We start from the raw sequence: 14,883 nt of genomic DNA on the forward strand, positions 1-14,883 counted from the left end.
GATACCAAAGTTTTAACATCAAAGCCAGACCCGGTGTCTGTCCTAGCCTCACTCAAAGGAGAATTATCAATGACAGCAAAGACTTTTGTTCTCGGTGGCCATCAGACAGATTTTAGCCGGAATTGGGCGCGCGAGGAAAAGTCGCTGTTTGATATGTTCAAGGAAACTCTAGAAGGTGGTTTGTCGTCCACTGGGTTGGAGCCTCAACAAATTCAAGCTGCCCATGTGGGCAACTTCACTTCAGAGATTTTTTGTAATCAGGGGCATTTGGGCGGTTTTTTCACGGCAACCGATTGGGGCTTTGACGGGATGCCTGCACAGCGCCATGAAGCGGCATGTGCGTCAGGTAGTATGGCAATGTTATCCGCGATGGCCGAGATCGAAGCCGGGCGGTACGATCTTATTGCCGTACTCGGAATTGAAATGATGCGGAATGTGCCTGGTGATCAAGCTGCTAAATTTATCGGTGGCCCGGCAATGTGGGCTGATCGTGAATGTCTTGATGTAAAATATCCGTGGCCGCACATTTTTTCAGAACTCGCCGACGAATATGACCAACGCTATGGTCTTAAGTTCGAGCATCTTGCGCAAATTTCTAAGAATAATTTTGACAATGCGACGCGTAATCCAAATGCTCAATCGCGAAAATGGACGTTCACGGAGGAAAGCTTTCAGGAAAATGATGAAGCAAACCCGCGAATTTCCGGTCGTATACGGCGGTCAGACTGTGGGCAGGTGACCGACGGTGGTGCAATCGTTTTCCTCGCGAGTGAGCGCGCAGCGCGCGAATACGCCAAAAAACATGGTAAGTCGTTAAACAACATAGCGCGGATTGATGGATGGGGTCACAGAACTTCACATATTTCGTATAAGGATAAAGTCGAAGCCAGTCGAGGCAAACCCTACGTAATACCGAATGTTCGGCGTGCAATCGAAGATGCGTTTTCGCGTGCAAATGTATCTATTGATGATCTCAGTGGCATCGAAACGCATGATTGTTTTTCAACAAATGAATATATGGCCATTGATCATTTTGGTATTTCTGCACCAGGTGAAAGCTGGAAGGCAATTGAGAATGGTGACATCGCCATGGGTGGGCGCATCCCCGTCAATCCCAGTGGTGGCCTGATCGGGCTTGGCCATCCTGTAGGCGCGACTGGCGTTCGCATGATGCTTGATTGTGCAAAGCAGGTAACCGGAACTGCTGGTGATTATCAGGTGGAAGGTGCAAACAAGTTTGGTATTTTGAATATTGGTGGAAGCTGTACGACGGCGGCATCATTCGTCGTATCCGCATAAAAAAAAGAGAGCGGCAAAGCGCTCTCTTTTGGATGTTCAGTCGGTCTATTAAATTAGACCGGCGGTCGTCCTCGGATTGCTCTTGCTACCATCGCCAAAACAAACAAGACGAGAAATACGAAGAACAAAATCTGAGCGATACTCGCAGCGCCAGAGGCAATGCCACCAAATCCAAAAATCGCCGCGATAACCGCAATCACAAAAAATGTTAATGCCCAACCAAGCATAAAGTCCTCCTTTGGGTTTCACGATCACGGCACCTAGTTTTCAAAAACGCCGCGATTGAATTGAAAACACAAAGGGTAGAATTTGGTTCCGCATCAATGACTGATGAACAATCAGTTAGCATGTTGCAGACGCCGTAGGCCCCGTTTTACCGGGCGGAATGTATCTGCTTCGCCGATAAGCAACCCAACGGGGCGCAGAAAATCAGAATGATCACAAACGGTTTTAAATATCACGAATATCGGGATTGAAATCACGGCTCCTGCGGGCCCCCACATCCATGTCCAAAAGCTGATATTCAATATAATCGCCAAAGGGCTAATCGTGAGCCTGACACCAATGAGGGTGGGCGTGACGAAGTTCGATTCGATAAAGTTAAATGCGATGAAAATTGCTGGTACCGTGAGGATTTCTATCCACGTATCGAAATAAACCAACCCCGAGATCGCTAGCAATGCTGTTAGAAGGATGGGTCCAAGATAAGGAATGAAATTCAGAATTGCGGCTAGACCCCCCCAGATGTATGGAGACGGCATTCCGATGGCCCACATCGCCAATCCTGTTGCTATGCCTAGCCCGATATTGATAATCAGCATCGTGAACATGTAGGCACCGACTTTTTGTTCGATCGCCCGCAACATTCGGGCGGTCTGCCGCATGCCCTTTATATCCCCCCGAAGAAGAATAAGCTTGCGACGTATATCGATCCTAGAAGCGAGAAAAAAATAAGTGAGAACCGCGGTGAAAAGAATTTGAACAATAAACGTTCGAGCCGATGCGAATAATAGATCACCGATTTCCGGTCCTTGAACGGTAACTTTTTCAGGCCCCTTATCATCACCGAGTTTCGCCAAATCATTGACCTGTTCAGAAACGTTTTGAACTTTTGAGACGGCGTCTTCTACGCCCGCGAGTTTATCGCGGGCTTGCTCCATGACTGTCGGCAATTTTTCGACCCAGACAGTACCCGGTTGGATCACGACGTAGAGGCCATAAATAAAGAGAGTGAATGCTACAACAACGACAATCCCGGCGCGCAAACCTGCGGGGACCGAGCGTTTGTGTAGCCATTCGGTCGCGGGTGCCAATAGTATGCTTAGAACAAAAGCGGTGCAGATAGGGATCAGCACAGGTCTGGCAAACCACAAACCGGTGCATGCGGCGACGATGGCGATGCAACAAGTGCTAATCGCGGTAATAATCAGTACTCTGTCATTAAACGAAAGGGTCTCCGGTTGCCTAAAAAAGTTAAATGCCCCGGTAAGCTTAAAATTGCTGGACGAACCTTTTTCTGTAGCCGAATAGTCAGCAGTCTCAGTGCCTATAGTTTCGCTCATCGATAGATTCCACAGAATTATTGCCCTAACCCAGCACAGAAACAGGGCGAGCAGGGATTGGTTCCGCTGGAAAGGCCGTTTAGGAAATGAGGTCGTTAGGTGGCGTGCCCAACCGTTAATAGGAAAAAACCGGAATAGGCCGCGATGAGTATGAGTGCTAGAATTGCCGCGAGGAGGGCCCGCGCTTTTACGTGTATAAAATTTGTGGTTCTTGCGACATCGGCGACAGCGGCTGCGACATCGGTCGAAATATTGTGGGTGTTGTATTTTGACAGAGCGATCCAAACTCTATGCGGACCGCTTTCGGTTGCGATCATCGCTTCTGCGTAAGCGCGTTCAAATGCGATGCCGGCTACAAGTTCGATTAATGCCTTTTTGGGATTCCATTTGTGCATTCGAATCATCTGCACGGCGGGGGTAATGTAGGGTAGGGTAACCATCGCGTCGCGCACCAAATAAACGCTGATCAAGCAGCCAACGACAATCTTTAGCCCTGTGGCCGTAAGATGCCCATGTGCATAGAGCAGATAAACCGCTCCGATCAGGCCGGCTTTGATGAGCAGATTGAGCGTGAATGAAAACAAGCGTTCAGAAATGACCTGTCCGATTTCCTTGTTCATTTCAGCAAGAGCGATTGCACGCGCCGTTTCAATTTCAGTGGGAAGCTGGGTTTCGATTCCACGATTGATGGCGCGCCGGCCCAGAATTGCTGCGCCGCCGATTGTAGCCGCCATAATAAGTATTCTAGCAATCATTAAGCGTTCCGATGGGATGAATTACGCAACTTCATCAGGGCCAAGCACTTCCACGGGCTCTTGTGCTGACGATGTTTTTACGAATTGCCGAAATAATTCACGCATATCACTTCGATAGATTAGCAATTCTGGATGAAACTGAACACCCATGAAATAATGCATATCTGGATCTTCGATCGCTTGGATAACACCATTTTTTTCTTTGGCAGTAATACACAATCCGTCACCAAGACGTTTTATTGCTTGTTTGTGTAGCGAATTCACGCTGGTGTCGGTGGTGTTAAAGGCCGCGTTCAAAAGCGATCCGGATTGTATTTCTATAGTCTTTCGGAACAGCACCTTTCCCATAAGGCCGTTTGGGTAAGCTGCATTTTCATACTCCGCAGAAACATCTGCATACAGCGCACCTCCGCGGACCACGTTCATCATCTGTGCTCCGCGGCAGATACCCAGTGCTGGGATATCATCACGCCGCGCCTGTTTCGCCAAGTTGATTTCTAGCGCGTCTCGGTTTCGGTCATAAATATAGCCTTGTTTCGGTGTCTGATCATAAAGCATGGGGAATATGTCTTGTCCGCCGCCGAACAACACACCATTGATTAGCGGGCGCTTGCGTTGCTCCGACGGGGTGAGGGCAACCGGATTCCCGCCGCCGATGCGAACAGCCGCCGCAACAGCAGCATATGCCCAATTATCCTTTTTGATTGGTTTGGTAATGCCAATGACAGGACGGGTTAGGTCACTCATTTTGCTGCTCTATCCTTTCATTTCTGGGGGCAAATGGCCGTGCCGCGCGAGCGAGCTAAGAACGAATAAAATACCAAGTCCGGCAAACGGATCTTTGACCTCTGAAAGTTCGTCACTGCTGTTTTTGGCGGTGTCGAACGCTTCGATTAGGCGGAAACAAGCGTCGTCGAGATCTACTGCGTCGGAAATAGCAGATGAGACATTGCCAACTTTTTGCAGGATGTTGGCATTATCCTCACTTTGCCAAGCGTCTTTTAACCGATCAAATTGGAAATCTGATTCAGCGATTTCTTGTGCAGTAGATGCGAGCCAAAGTCCGGGTGTTTTTGTAATTTCACCGACGCGCACAACTGGTGGCTGATCAGTTTCACCCGTCGTAAATAACTGATAAAGCAGCCACGGAAAATCTATTCCTGATTTAATAGAATGAAAAAGGCCCGCCCAAAAACGAGGGTTGACCTCGATAATAGTTGGTGCGTCATCTTTTTTTCCGGTCCAAAGAAAGTCAATTTCTGCGACGCCAGTCCAATTTGTTGCTTTCATCAACGCAGCAGCAGATTCAATAAACGGGCTATCTTCGACAGTTTTACGGAAAGACCCGGCACCTGTATCGATCGGGAAGGACTTTAAGTTGCGATACGCCATATGGGCAAGCAACTCGCCATTACGAAATAACCCTGTGAAACAATAATCTTCACCTTGTGCTTTTTCTTGTATTAATGGTGTTTCACCAGTTTCCTCTTTGAATGCCGTAAGGGCCTCGAGTGCCTCCGCGGTGGTTTCATGTGTGGTGATGCCTCGGCCGCCAACCCCCGCTGTGGGTTTAATCATAAGTGGCGCTTTTAAGGCCCGAATTTTATCTTCTACGTTGTTTAAATCATCAGCATAAAGTGTTTTGGGAATATTTGCGTTTGTTTCCGCTGCTGTTTTCGCTAGATTATGTTTGGGAAAAATTTTCTCGATACTTTCCCATTGCGGGGCAGCGATCGTTATGAGTTGTTCTAACCGGTTTCGGTTTCGCGCGATTGCCGCAGTGTTTTGAAAGACCGGCATTAACAAATATGGCCGGTCGTCTTCAGGCCGAAATTTCCCTATATTTTCGATTAGGCTATCGAAATAGGCGTCTTCATCATCCTCGAGGGGTGGGTGAACAAATGTATCTTCTACATGTCGTGAGAATGACAACACCGTAAGATCTACATTATCGCAGCCGATGACTTCCACGCCATGACGGCTTAGTGATTGCGCTATGACCAGGCTCATCAAGCTTCGACCATAAGTAACAATGACGCGTCCAGGTTTCACGATAACCCCAATTCTTCTTTGTTTCTGTCTGTAGGTTCGGAGGGGAAACGCAGAAGTTTTGTTCTTGGTTCCCTTGGGTTCGATTTACGCAAGACCCACCGGGCGATTCGATCTGGAACCAGACAAAAATGGTTGTGTTGGTTGGGTGGATAACAACAGAATTGAGGCGAAAAATGCAGAAATTAGCAATCGCAACCGCACTATTTGTCGTCAGTAATGTCCTCGGTGGTTGTGCGCTCGGTGTCGCCGCTGGCGCTGGCTATGTTGCCCATGATGAAGCGACCGAAGGTGACGGGAACTTTGATCCGCTTGAGGACGTTCGCGGTGAAGGCGACGGCAAAAACTAGCCCCACAATTGCCTCGCATAGTGACGCCGTCCGATATTCTGATCCATCGGGCGGCGTTGCATTTTAAATCAGGAGAAAATGATGAACGTTACGGATGAACTAAAAAGCGCAGAAACGAAACAAGCCTATGATGAGTTCGCGACCGATTTTCAAAAGCTTCGCGAGGACATTACGGCGCTAAAAGCGGACCTTGCTAACTTGACACAGCAAAGCGCGAATGATGCCAAATCTGCGGTAAAAGAAGGGCTGTCCACCGCCGAAGATCACACCCGTGAAGCAGTAGAAACAGCCGCAGACGAATTGCAAGAAATTCAAAAGCAAGCAGAACGCGCAGTCCGTAAAAAACCATTGAGTGCGTTAGCTGGTGCATTAGCGATCGGATATTTTGTTGCCAGTTTGCGTAGGTAAGTCATGATTATTAGCGCCATTAAAAAGGCACATGACGCTGTTGAGGATGTAGCAGCAGAGGCAGCATTCGGCATTGTCGCCATTCTGCTGGCATGTTTTGCGTATATTTTTGCTGCCATCGGTTTAGCGCTGTGGCTGGCGACGATTGTGCCATTATATGCGTCACTGCTGATTATTTCTATTTTGACAATCTTGTGTTCGGTAATTATTTATATGTTCGGTCAACGAGATACGCCGAGTACCGCATCAGAGGAAGAAGAGTTGTCTAACGGCAGTCAGCTAACAACTTTGGCAAAGACATTTTCCTCTATGGGTGCGCCTCTCGATATTGTTGCCTCAGGGCTTTTTGCTCGACAAATGAAAAAAGCACCGATTGCGACAATCGCGGCGACTGCGGCGCTTGGTGCATTTATTTCGATGATGGCGAATAGCGATAGTGAGGATGATTAGCCAGGCTTATGGCGCTAAGACGCGCAAAGCTTTCTGTCTGGTCTCTACGTTAATCGGGGAAGGCAACTCCATCGCTTCACCATCAATCGTCACTGATAGATACCCGCTATCAGTTGAAACGGACAATTTTTCACACTCGCGGAAGTCAATCAACTCTGAGTTTGCCAGATTACCTGTTACAGCGTCACTTAGGGTTGTGATGAAATCTAAAGCGGATGAAGAGCTTGCTACATATAAACCAATCACACCCTTATCCAAGGAAGATCTGATTGGGCGTAGCGCTTCTGCGCCTTCGTAAACATTATTCGCTGCCATGATTGTGTTCGTCTCGGCGACGCGTTCTTGGCCGTCAATGTGAAGGCGGTATTGCTCGACTGTAGTATGGGTGAGGGATCCGATGATTTCAGTGACAGAATCGATGGTTTCGAAAATGCCTTCCGCATCGCGTAATTGCTCTCGTGAGTCAGCGACAGCAGTATAGGTCCCGAACACAATGTTATTCAGAAATGCGAATTCATTGGCGAAGGCTAGATCGACCGCGCGTTCTTTGAGCGTAGGGATTTGCGCAATCGCGGTGCGGAGGTCGGCATTATAGCCGAGATCTCGGGAAAAAGCGTTCATGGTGCCCCCGGGAAGGGGAACGAGCTTTACGTTATGCCCGGCTACGATGCCGGCAATGGCGGCCAATGTACCATCACCGCCAAGAACAATAATGTATTCAGTATTGCCAGTCTCGATGGCTTTTTTGGCCTTTTCAATAAGTATGCGTGGATGGCCGTTGGCAACGGTTATATGCGCGATATCAGAGATATGTTCTGATAGCCCAGAGATGCATTCTTTAACGCCGAGGGTGCTAACGGCACCGGAACATTCGTTGATCAAAACAAGCGCGTTTTTCATAGGGCATTAACATAGGGAGTAAAATTTTCGTTCCCACCATATTTTGCTGCGAACTAATCGGTCTACCGTGTGTTTTCATTTTATGTTGAGTGAAAAATCCAAAATCGAATTGAATATCGTCACCATGGACGATGTTCGTTTATACGCCGAAAACCGCCTTCCGTCTTGTCGCCGCGAAATTGTAGAGCAAACTTTAATTGAAGACGACAGGGTCCGGGATTTCGTTGAAGCAAAATCCGACGGTCCCGAAAAGCCCGCCGAAGAAACAATGTCACAGCTCAAAGCGTCTCTGGGGGCGTGTGACGATAGTATCTCGTGCTACCGTTCACTTGCGAATTCAGAAGTCCCTGCAAAAGTGTCGGAATTTGCACAAAGTCGAGTTTGGGCAAGGCGGCGCTTATTAGATCGTCTTGTCGCGCTAACGGGCGTGACGGAAGCTCATGAAGGCGGAACAAAAGCCACAGCTTTTCAGAACAACGAAACCTCGGAAAAAATTGCGTCCGTGGTGCGCGCTGACTTGGGGCTGATGATTAAGCTGCGTTCAGCATTCGATTCCGCTAAAGCACCGCTTTGGAAAGCAAGAATAGCGAGTTGGATATCTGATGTCGATAACGACCGACTGCGTATTTCATGGCTATCGAGTGCAGTCGTCTAAGCCGAAAAACCCTTAAATTACAACTTTCTAACCCTTATGGTGCCGTGGGCCCATAGGGATATTACGTGCGGCGGTCGCAATTATCACAGATAGTATTGGAGTAAGTTACGCTTGTGTGGTAAGTGGATGCTAACTTGTTGAATTATTGGAATTTTAGGGTGTTGAATGGCGAATTCGGAAAATTTGAAGCGTACTGAAAAGCTTCAACTCATGTTAGACGAAGAAGAGTTGAAAGCGATTGATGATTGGCGCTTTGAAAACCGTATGCCAACGCGCGCTGCCGCAATACGCGAGCTTTTGCGCCGTGGATTGATTTCAGACCCACATTTTTCTGATCCAGAAACTGAAGATGCTTCGACGCGTGATTTTGGTGTTGTGGATGAGAAAGTGCGTGCAACGCGTGGCGACGATAACAGCTAAAATTTCCTGATTTTAATGCTAGCTATGAACCGGGCAATTTCATAATTGCCCGGTTTTTTTGTGCGTAAAAATTCTTTCAATATGTTCAGTGTTTTAGTGCGGACCTACACAACATACGTCTGTTGTGTAGATGACCCATAAGCGCATTGTACCGTAACAATATGCCTTAACGCATATAGTGTCCGTTGCTTCACAATAGTGAGCATATCCACTTCAGTGGAATAAGTGCCTTATGTTTCATGTGTGTAATGTGTACACGAATTACTTTGATAAATGATTTGGTTCGGTATAGATGGTTGGGTGCTCGCAGCAACTTACAGGTGAAAAAAATGAGCACGACATTTACAACTGACGAACTCAATAATGTTCTTCCCGCGTTGAATCGTTTTGCTTTATCTTTGACGCGGAATGAAGACGCTGCCCATGATCTGGTACAAGACAGTGTTGAACGCGCTCTCGTTAAGTCGGAATATTATGAGCCCGGCACAAATCTTCGGTCCTGGATGTTTACGCTTTGCAAGCGTCTCTTTCTAAATCAAATTCGCAAACAGAAATCTTACGGTGTTAGCGTTGAATTAAGTGATGCGCCACAACAAAAAGTGGCCGCTGATGCACCGCAGGACGTGATTCTTGAATGCAACGAAATGCTTGACTGTTTCGATAAATTACCAAAGCGCGACAGAGTCGTGCTTTCGTTAATCGTGATTGAAGGCATGAAATACGAAGAAGCTGCAAAAAAATTGCGGGTTCCAGTGGGCACAGTGCGCTCGCGCCTATCTAGGGCTAGGTCACGTCTAAAAGAAATGACAGCAGACTGGTCTTCATACAGACAGGATCAACAAGAACAGATGTCTGCCGCTTTCTAAAAGAGTGTTTATCTTTCGAAGCTGAATGGTCCGCCCAGAAATGGGCGGGCCTATTTTTTGAGGATTGTGGCGCAGCATATCGCATTGCGATTGTATCAAAAGGGAACGAAAAAATTGCTTGATCGTTTCTTTAGGAAGGGAATAGGAGAATCAAAATGAAGTCTAAGAATGGATTGATCGGGATTCTGGTGGTTGTTGTCATTGCCATCGGTGCAATTTTTTTGATCAACGAGAGTAACGAAGGCCCGCTGGAAAAAGCCGCCGAAGATTTTGGTGATGCAGCGGATGACGTTGGCGATGAGATCGAAGACGCCGGCAATTAAAATTCGTTTTTATTGACTCAAAAAGGGCATGATCTTCATGCCTTATTACCAGTTGATAAACAGAAAAATCACGAAAGTCGTTATAAGCACGCCCCCGATAAAGCCGAGCAAGATCCAGGCAACTCTTTTGTTACCCCGTGCGATATCGTCAACGTCCTGCATTAGTTTGTCGTGATAGGGCTTATGCGGGGCATTGGGTTTTAACATAGTGCTGCGGAGTTGATTGTCCTGCGCACGTTGATCGAGTAATGACCGCAGTGTTTTGGGGTTGTTCGTTAGCCACAAAAAAACCTGTTCACGCTTATCTGCTGGTAATTCATTGTCGAGATATGACTGCAATTCCAGCTCGCTAGGGGTTGATTTGTGTAATTTGTTCACCGCAAACCTAACTATAATACTCGTGTTTAGCGCTAATACATGCCCTTGATAATAGTTCCGCAGTTCGTTTACGGAAAGGTCTAACCTGACACCCAGCCGCCACAATCGGTGTTTTTGAAGGCTTTTTCGTTGTCAGCGATAAAACCATTTTCGTGGAAAACCCGGGTTTCCACGGTAATATTCGCGATTGAAGCCTTGATATGATTATATGCCGGTGGTTCCTGACGTGTACGAATAGATGTTGCCGTCCCCGCTTGTACCATTACAATTTTTTTGGCGTTGACTTCAAATAATTCTGCGCTGGAGTGATGTACGTGACCGGTGAGGGCGATATCTAATCCGTTTGCGGCAAAGGCCGACATGGCCTCGGCTCCGCGCCCCACTGTACGCGAACCGGCTCTGCCAGGACCAAGCACGAAGGGATGATGCGCCGCGATAATTTTTACGTTCCCCTTTGGGGCGTTTTCAAGATTTTCTGTCGCGCGGAGTATTTGACTACGTGATAGGCGACCATACGACCAATTTAAATCAAGCGCCGCCCGGCGGGCAGTATTAAGTCCTACGATTGTGACGCCCGCGTCGTTAAAAATGGGGTTAATCATGCCGGACATATATCGTTCAAAACGGTTATAGGGCGTAATAAACCGAGACCAGAGGTTTATAACCGGAAGGTCATGATTGCCCGGCACAATTACTTTATTCGCGCTGAGTGCGTTTAGGAAATCTCGTGCGGCTTCAAATTCACGTCGCCGCCCTGCCTGAGTCAGGTCGCCGGTAATGACGATGATATCTGGTTGCTGGGCTTCTAGATCATTCACAAGTGCGTTCACAGCCTGCTCAGAGGCTGCGCCAAAGTGAAGGTCAGAAATGTGCGCAATATGTGTGTTGTTTGCTGTCATTGCCGTACTAACACATATACTGCAATTTCGGCCGATAAATTAATTTGATTTTGTATTGGTTACACTGAAAACAGGCGAATTTGCCATATAGCCGGTCTGCGCTTCTATAGTTTGCCAAAATGGGTAGCGCGTTTGAGGTGTTAAAATTGGCTTTGCGCCAATTATCGCTGCAACCAATGAGAAAGTTGATGCTCTGTTGCTTTGCACGATAGTATTGCATTGAGCCAAACAAAGAAGTTCAAGCAATGCACCTTTAAGGCTTGTTTCCCTCAATGCGAACTCAGCAGAATTATCGATCCGATCTGATATGCTTGCTTTCTTTATACCAATTTTTTGGACTATGCCGTCAAACGCAGCTACGGATGCGGCGCTATCTGAAAATAAGACATAAGAATGGGTTTGGTGTTTTCGGAGTAGCATCCCAATAGTGACGTTCTCATATTGATGAACAATCGCTTCGGGTAGCAAGCCATACATTGCATTGAGGTAGAACGGTAATTCGCGATTCAAGCCTTGTTTGCGTAACAAGAACGCGCGGAATTGTTTACGATGAAGTTCGGCGCGGTCTGTCCGCCGTAAATGAACGCCGGTTAATCGGTCTGACTTAAATGAATCGCGCCATACTTTTGCATGTTGAGGAAATTCATCTTTAAACGGAAGGGTTCGTAAGGTATGAATGAACCGATGAGAAAATTCGGCACTAGATAGCCCAAGTGCCAAACGGTCGTTGAATGCTTCGTAAATGCTGAAGGGCTCCCACGGGTGGGTCTCTACCATAACGCAATTTGATGACGGCGTAGGGCTAACGATCCAGTCTGGTGAAGCTTTAAACAGGTCATGAAATTCGCCAGGGCATGAAGCGTCGTTGATCCAATGAAAATTTATGGGGCGGTCGGGGACACACGCTCTTGCAGCAGCGATTGCGATCAAGCGATTGCCTAAGCCGCCAATTGGCCCTGACCACCAGATATGTTTGGCCTCGTTCACGATCTTCTTATTCCTAACGGCACCTGGGTAGGGCCGGTGAATATCCAAAAAATACTTACCGGTTTATAGCGGGGTGGGAATTACATAATCGTAAAGCGTATATTAAGTATGCTTATGGACGCAAAACTGTTCGATTACCGCTCTGGTTTCTGCCCTGTGGTTTCGTATTGAATAGCTTTCGCGCTTAGCTGTATCCGCCAACGCAGACAGTAACGGTCGGCAATACAGACCATTTGCCAAAACTGGATTCGTAATTCATGTCATTGGGGCGAAAAAACTGGCGGCTGTCATAGCTTCAAAGTTTAACTGCTCGTAGTCGCAGCGCATTCCCTATAACGGAAACAGAACTAAAACTCATGGCCGCCGCCGCAATCATAGGACTAAGCAGCAATCCAAAAACTGGATAGAGAACGCCTGCGGCTATTGGTACGCCGAGTGCGTTATAGATAAAGGCGAAGAACAGGTTCTGACGGATATTTCGCATGGTTGCCTGACTAAGACGACGAGCTTTTGCGACGCCGCGCAAATCGCCTTTGACCAGTGTAATACCAGCGCTCTCCATCGCGACGTCTGTGCCCGTACCCATGGCGATCCCGACGTCGGCTTGGGCGAGGGCGGGGGCGTCATTGATGCCGTCGCCAGCCATGGCGACCTTCGCGCCTGACGTTTGCAGTTCGCGGACAATACGATTTTTGTCTTCCGGAGAAACGTCGGCATGGATTTCGTCGATACCGATCTTCGCGCCAACGGCTTTGGCGGTTGCGCGACTGTCGCCGGTTAACATAACCACTTTGACGCCTGACGCATGCAGCGCTTCTATCGCATCAGGTGTTGTTTCCTTGATTGGATCAGCAACACCGATCAAACCGGCGTGCTTGCCATCAACTGCGACGAACATCACGGTTTGTCCTTCGCGGCGATAGGTTTCCGCCAAAGATGAAAAACGCTCATCGTCGGCACCAACACGTATCATCATCTTTCGATTTCCGAGCGCAATCTTTCGGTCATCGATAGTCGCTTCGACGCCTTCGCCAGTGATGGAATTGAACGCAGATGCAGTTTTTATTTGTGCGCCGCGATCTTTGGCACCTTCGACAATGGCTGCGGCGAGAGGATGCTCGCTGCCCTTCTCGACAGAGGCGGCGAGGGTTAGCAACTCGCTTTCGGTGAACGGCGATTGCGGTTCTACAAGCGCTAATTTCGGGCGGCCCTCCGTCAGTGTGCCAGTTTTGTCGACGACAACGACATCGACTTTTTCGAAGGTTTCGAGCGCCTCTGCGCTTTTGATGAGGATACCGTTTGATGCGCCTTTGCCTGTTCCGACCATGATCGACATTGGTGTCGCGAGACCGAGCGCACACGGACAGGCGATAATCAGGACTGCAACAGCATTGACGGTTGCAAATGCCATTGCGGGCTCAGGGCCGAACAAACTCCAGACGATGAAGGTGACGACCGCAATGATGATAACGGCGGGGACAAACCAGCTAGCAACGACATCAGCGAGGCGTTGAATCGGTGCGCGGCTACGCTGGGCTTCAGAAACCATTTTTACGATCTGAGACAGCATCGTGTCCGCGCCGACCCGCGTTGCTTTCATGACGAAACCGCCGGTTCCGTTGACCGTTCCGCCAGTCACCGTATCACCGGTATTTTTCTCGACCGGGATCGGTTCTCCGGTAACCATAGACTCATCAACCGAACTCTTGCCTTCGATGACTTCGCCATCCACAGGTACTTTTTCACCGGGTCGGACGCGTAGCCGGTCGCCCTCGTGCAGCTCGTCGATGGAAACTTCCTCATCTTCGCCATGCTCGTTGATACGATTAGCGGTTGGAGGTGCTAATTCGAGTAATGCGCGGATAGCGCCAGATGTTTGACCACGCGCACGCAATTCGAGAACTTGTCCAAGCAAGACAAGCGTGGTGATGACCGCCGCTGCTTCAAAATAAACAGCGACATTTCCGTTCATGCCGCGAAAAGCATCCGGAAAAATGCCCGGCGACACTGTGGCGATAATGCTAAAGACATAAGCGACTCCGACACCAAGCGAGATCAACGTGAACATGTTCAAGTTCATGGTACGAAGTGATGCTGCACCGCGTATAAAGAATGGCCGCCCTCCCCATAAAACGACCGGCGTTGCCAATGCGAACTGAACCCACGGGCCCCATGCACCGGGCAGTAGGTGTTCAAACGGTTTGCCGGGGATGAGATCGCCCATCGCGTAAATAAATAGTGGGATACTGAGAGCGGCGCTCACCCAGAACCGGCGTGACATGTCGTCGAGTTCGCTGGTGTCTTCTTCGCCGACCGCAATGGTTTCCGGTTCCAGCGCCATGCCGCAGATCGGACAGCCCGTATTGTTGGTCGCGCGTACTTCAGGGTGCATGGGGCATGTGTAGACGGTACCTGTGTAGTCTTGCGGGACTTGATCGTATTTTCCAGCGTGTGCTGACGACTCGTTCTTCGGGGCGCAGCAATCATGACTGTGTGAGTTATGATTGGACATGGGGACCTCCAAAATGCGCGAAGAGGCGCGGGATTAGGGCGTTATGTGTGGTATACATAATACCCCCATG

18 protein-coding genes are annotated in these 14,883 nt (G+C 48.5%); 8 read left to right on the forward strand and 10 right to left on the reverse strand.

What is annotated here, in order from left to right:
- The first annotated feature begins 69 nt into the window (after window positions 1-69).
- Window positions 70-1,299, forward strand: a complete 1,230-nt coding sequence (locus ABFZ84_RS07465) for an acetyl-CoA acetyltransferase (protein WP_369313343.1) — start codon at window positions 70-72, stop codon at window positions 1,297-1,299.
- 53 nt (window positions 1,300-1,352) lie between these two features.
- Here ABFZ84_RS07465 and ABFZ84_RS07470 read toward each other — a convergent pair whose 3' ends face one another.
- The 5 genes from ABFZ84_RS07470 to ABFZ84_RS07490 form a co-directional block, all read right to left on the reverse strand.
- Complete coding sequence (locus ABFZ84_RS07470; protein WP_369313344.1) at window positions 1,353-1,526, reverse strand: DUF1328 domain-containing protein; 174 nt, start codon at window positions 1,524-1,526, stop codon at window positions 1,353-1,355.
- A 111-nt stretch (window positions 1,527-1,637) separates the two neighbouring features.
- Complete coding sequence (locus ABFZ84_RS07475; protein WP_369313345.1) at window positions 1,638-2,861, reverse strand: AI-2E family transporter; 1,224 nt, start codon at window positions 2,859-2,861, stop codon at window positions 1,638-1,640.
- A 95-nt stretch (window positions 2,862-2,956) separates the two neighbouring features.
- Window positions 2,957-3,616 carry a hypothetical protein gene (locus ABFZ84_RS07480; protein WP_369313346.1) on the reverse strand — a complete coding sequence of 220 codons (660 nt, stop codon included), beginning with the start codon at window positions 3,614-3,616 and terminating at the stop codon, window positions 2,957-2,959.
- A 21-nt stretch (window positions 3,617-3,637) separates the two neighbouring features.
- Window positions 3,638-4,363 carry a gamma-glutamyl-gamma-aminobutyrate hydrolase family protein gene (locus ABFZ84_RS07485; protein WP_369313347.1) on the reverse strand — a complete coding sequence of 242 codons (726 nt, stop codon included), beginning with the start codon at window positions 4,361-4,363 and terminating at the stop codon, window positions 3,638-3,640.
- 9 nt (window positions 4,364-4,372) lie between these two features.
- Window positions 4,373-5,668 carry a carboxylate--amine ligase gene (locus ABFZ84_RS07490; protein WP_369313348.1) on the reverse strand — a complete coding sequence of 432 codons (1,296 nt, stop codon included), beginning with the start codon at window positions 5,666-5,668 and terminating at the stop codon, window positions 4,373-4,375.
- A gap of 173 nt (window positions 5,669-5,841) precedes the next feature.
- Between ABFZ84_RS07490 and ABFZ84_RS07495 the strand changes: the two genes are divergently transcribed.
- From ABFZ84_RS07495 to ABFZ84_RS07505, 3 genes are all read left to right on the forward strand, one after another.
- Entirely contained in the window at window positions 5,842-6,015 is a 174-nt protein-coding gene (locus ABFZ84_RS07495) for a hypothetical protein (protein ID WP_369313349.1), read from the forward strand.
- 78 nt (window positions 6,016-6,093) lie between these two features.
- Entirely contained in the window at window positions 6,094-6,423 is a 330-nt protein-coding gene (locus ABFZ84_RS07500; RefSeq protein ID WP_369313350.1) for a DUF883 family protein, read from the forward strand.
- Window positions 6,424-6,426: 3 nt separating this feature from the next.
- Window positions 6,427-6,873: a hypothetical protein gene (locus ABFZ84_RS07505; protein WP_369313351.1), complete on the forward strand. Its 447-nt coding sequence runs from the start codon at window positions 6,427-6,429 to the stop codon at window positions 6,871-6,873.
- A gap of 6 nt (window positions 6,874-6,879) precedes the next feature.
- Here the strand turns inward: ABFZ84_RS07505 and ABFZ84_RS07510 are convergent, their stop codons facing one another.
- Window positions 6,880-7,773: a diacylglycerol/lipid kinase family protein gene (locus ABFZ84_RS07510; RefSeq protein WP_369313352.1), complete on the reverse strand. Its 894-nt coding sequence runs from the start codon at window positions 7,771-7,773 to the stop codon at window positions 6,880-6,882.
- Window positions 7,774-7,855: 82 nt separating this feature from the next.
- Here ABFZ84_RS07510 and ABFZ84_RS07515 point away from each other — a divergent pair, with 82 nt between their 5' ends.
- From ABFZ84_RS07515 to ABFZ84_RS07530, 4 genes are all read left to right on the forward strand, one after another.
- On the forward strand, window positions 7,856-8,428 hold the full coding sequence (locus ABFZ84_RS07515) for a hypothetical protein (protein ID WP_369313353.1): 573 nt from the start codon (window positions 7,856-7,858) through the stop codon (window positions 8,426-8,428).
- 165 nt (window positions 8,429-8,593) lie between these two features.
- On the forward strand, window positions 8,594-8,848 hold the full coding sequence (locus ABFZ84_RS07520) for a hypothetical protein (RefSeq protein ID WP_369313354.1): 255 nt from the start codon (window positions 8,594-8,596) through the stop codon (window positions 8,846-8,848).
- A 329-nt stretch (window positions 8,849-9,177) separates the two neighbouring features.
- Window positions 9,178-9,714, forward strand: coding sequence for a sigma-70 family RNA polymerase sigma factor (locus tag ABFZ84_RS07525; protein ID WP_369313355.1), 537 nt, complete (start codon window positions 9,178-9,180; stop codon window positions 9,712-9,714).
- Between the two features lie 155 nt (window positions 9,715-9,869).
- Window positions 9,870-10,037, forward strand: a complete 168-nt coding sequence (locus ABFZ84_RS07530) for a hypothetical protein (RefSeq protein ID WP_369313356.1) — start codon at window positions 9,870-9,872, stop codon at window positions 10,035-10,037.
- A gap of 45 nt (window positions 10,038-10,082) precedes the next feature.
- Here ABFZ84_RS07530 and ABFZ84_RS07535 read toward each other — a convergent pair whose 3' ends face one another.
- The 4 genes from ABFZ84_RS07535 to ABFZ84_RS07550 form a co-directional block, all read right to left on the reverse strand.
- Complete coding sequence (locus ABFZ84_RS07535) at window positions 10,083-10,415, reverse strand: anti-sigma factor family protein (protein WP_369313357.1); 333 nt, start codon at window positions 10,413-10,415, stop codon at window positions 10,083-10,085.
- An 80-nt stretch (window positions 10,416-10,495) separates the two neighbouring features.
- The gene (locus tag ABFZ84_RS07540; RefSeq protein WP_369313359.1) at window positions 10,496-11,314 is read right to left on the reverse strand and encodes a metallophosphoesterase family protein; all 819 of its coding nucleotides are present in this window, start codon (window positions 11,312-11,314) and stop codon (window positions 10,496-10,498) included.
- Window positions 11,315-11,353: 39 nt separating this feature from the next.
- Window positions 11,354-12,301, reverse strand: a complete 948-nt coding sequence (locus ABFZ84_RS07545; RefSeq protein ID WP_369313360.1) for a hypothetical protein — start codon at window positions 12,299-12,301, stop codon at window positions 11,354-11,356.
- A gap of 295 nt (window positions 12,302-12,596) precedes the next feature.
- Window positions 12,597-14,813, reverse strand: coding sequence for a copper-transporting P-type ATPase (locus tag ABFZ84_RS07550; RefSeq protein WP_369313361.1), 2,217 nt, complete (start codon window positions 14,811-14,813; stop codon window positions 12,597-12,599).
- Window positions 14,814-14,883: the final 70 nt, after the last annotated feature.

It is taken from the genome of Hyphococcus lacteus (genome assembly GCF_041058985.1).
Taxonomy (GTDB): Bacteria; Pseudomonadota; Alphaproteobacteria; order Caulobacterales; family Parvularculaceae; genus Hyphococcus; species Hyphococcus lacteus.

Excerpts from the sequence above, each read along its gene's own strand:
- ABFZ84_RS07465 (WP_369313343.1), top strand. The coding sequence starts at position 70 with ATGACAGCAAAGACTTTTGTTCTCGGTGGCCATCAGACAGATTTTAGC.
- ABFZ84_RS07470 (WP_369313344.1), bottom strand. The coding sequence starts at position 1,526 with ATGCTTGGTTGGGCATTAACATTTTTTGTGATTGCGGTTATCGCGGCG.
- ABFZ84_RS07475 (WP_369313345.1), bottom strand. The coding sequence starts at position 2,861 with ATGAGCGAAACTATAGGCACTGAGACTGCTGACTATTCGGCTACAGAA.
- ABFZ84_RS07480 (WP_369313346.1), bottom strand. The coding sequence starts at position 3,616 with ATGATTGCTAGAATACTTATTATGGCGGCTACAATCGGCGGCGCAGCA.
- ABFZ84_RS07485 (WP_369313347.1), bottom strand. The coding sequence starts at position 4,363 with ATGAGTGACCTAACCCGTCCTGTCATTGGCATTACCAAACCAATCAAA.
- ABFZ84_RS07495 (WP_369313349.1), top strand. The coding sequence starts at position 5,842 with ATGCAGAAATTAGCAATCGCAACCGCACTATTTGTCGTCAGTAATGTC.
- ABFZ84_RS07500 (WP_369313350.1), top strand. The coding sequence starts at position 6,094 with ATGATGAACGTTACGGATGAACTAAAAAGCGCAGAAACGAAACAAGCC.
- ABFZ84_RS07505 (WP_369313351.1), top strand. The coding sequence starts at position 6,427 with ATGATTATTAGCGCCATTAAAAAGGCACATGACGCTGTTGAGGATGTA.
- ABFZ84_RS07510 (WP_369313352.1), bottom strand. The coding sequence starts at position 7,773 with ATGAAAAACGCGCTTGTTTTGATCAACGAATGTTCCGGTGCCGTTAGC.
- ABFZ84_RS07515 (WP_369313353.1), top strand. The coding sequence starts at position 7,856 with ATGTTGAGTGAAAAATCCAAAATCGAATTGAATATCGTCACCATGGAC.
- ABFZ84_RS07520 (WP_369313354.1), top strand. The coding sequence starts at position 8,594 with ATGGCGAATTCGGAAAATTTGAAGCGTACTGAAAAGCTTCAACTCATG.
- ABFZ84_RS07525 (WP_369313355.1), top strand. The coding sequence starts at position 9,178 with ATGAGCACGACATTTACAACTGACGAACTCAATAATGTTCTTCCCGCG.
- ABFZ84_RS07530 (WP_369313356.1), top strand. The coding sequence starts at position 9,870 with ATGAAGTCTAAGAATGGATTGATCGGGATTCTGGTGGTTGTTGTCATT.
- ABFZ84_RS07540 (WP_369313359.1), bottom strand. The coding sequence starts at position 11,314 with ATGACAGCAAACAACACACATATTGCGCACATTTCTGACCTTCACTTT.
- ABFZ84_RS07550 (WP_369313361.1), bottom strand. The coding sequence starts at position 14,813 with ATGTCCAATCATAACTCACACAGTCATGATTGCTGCGCCCCGAAGAAC.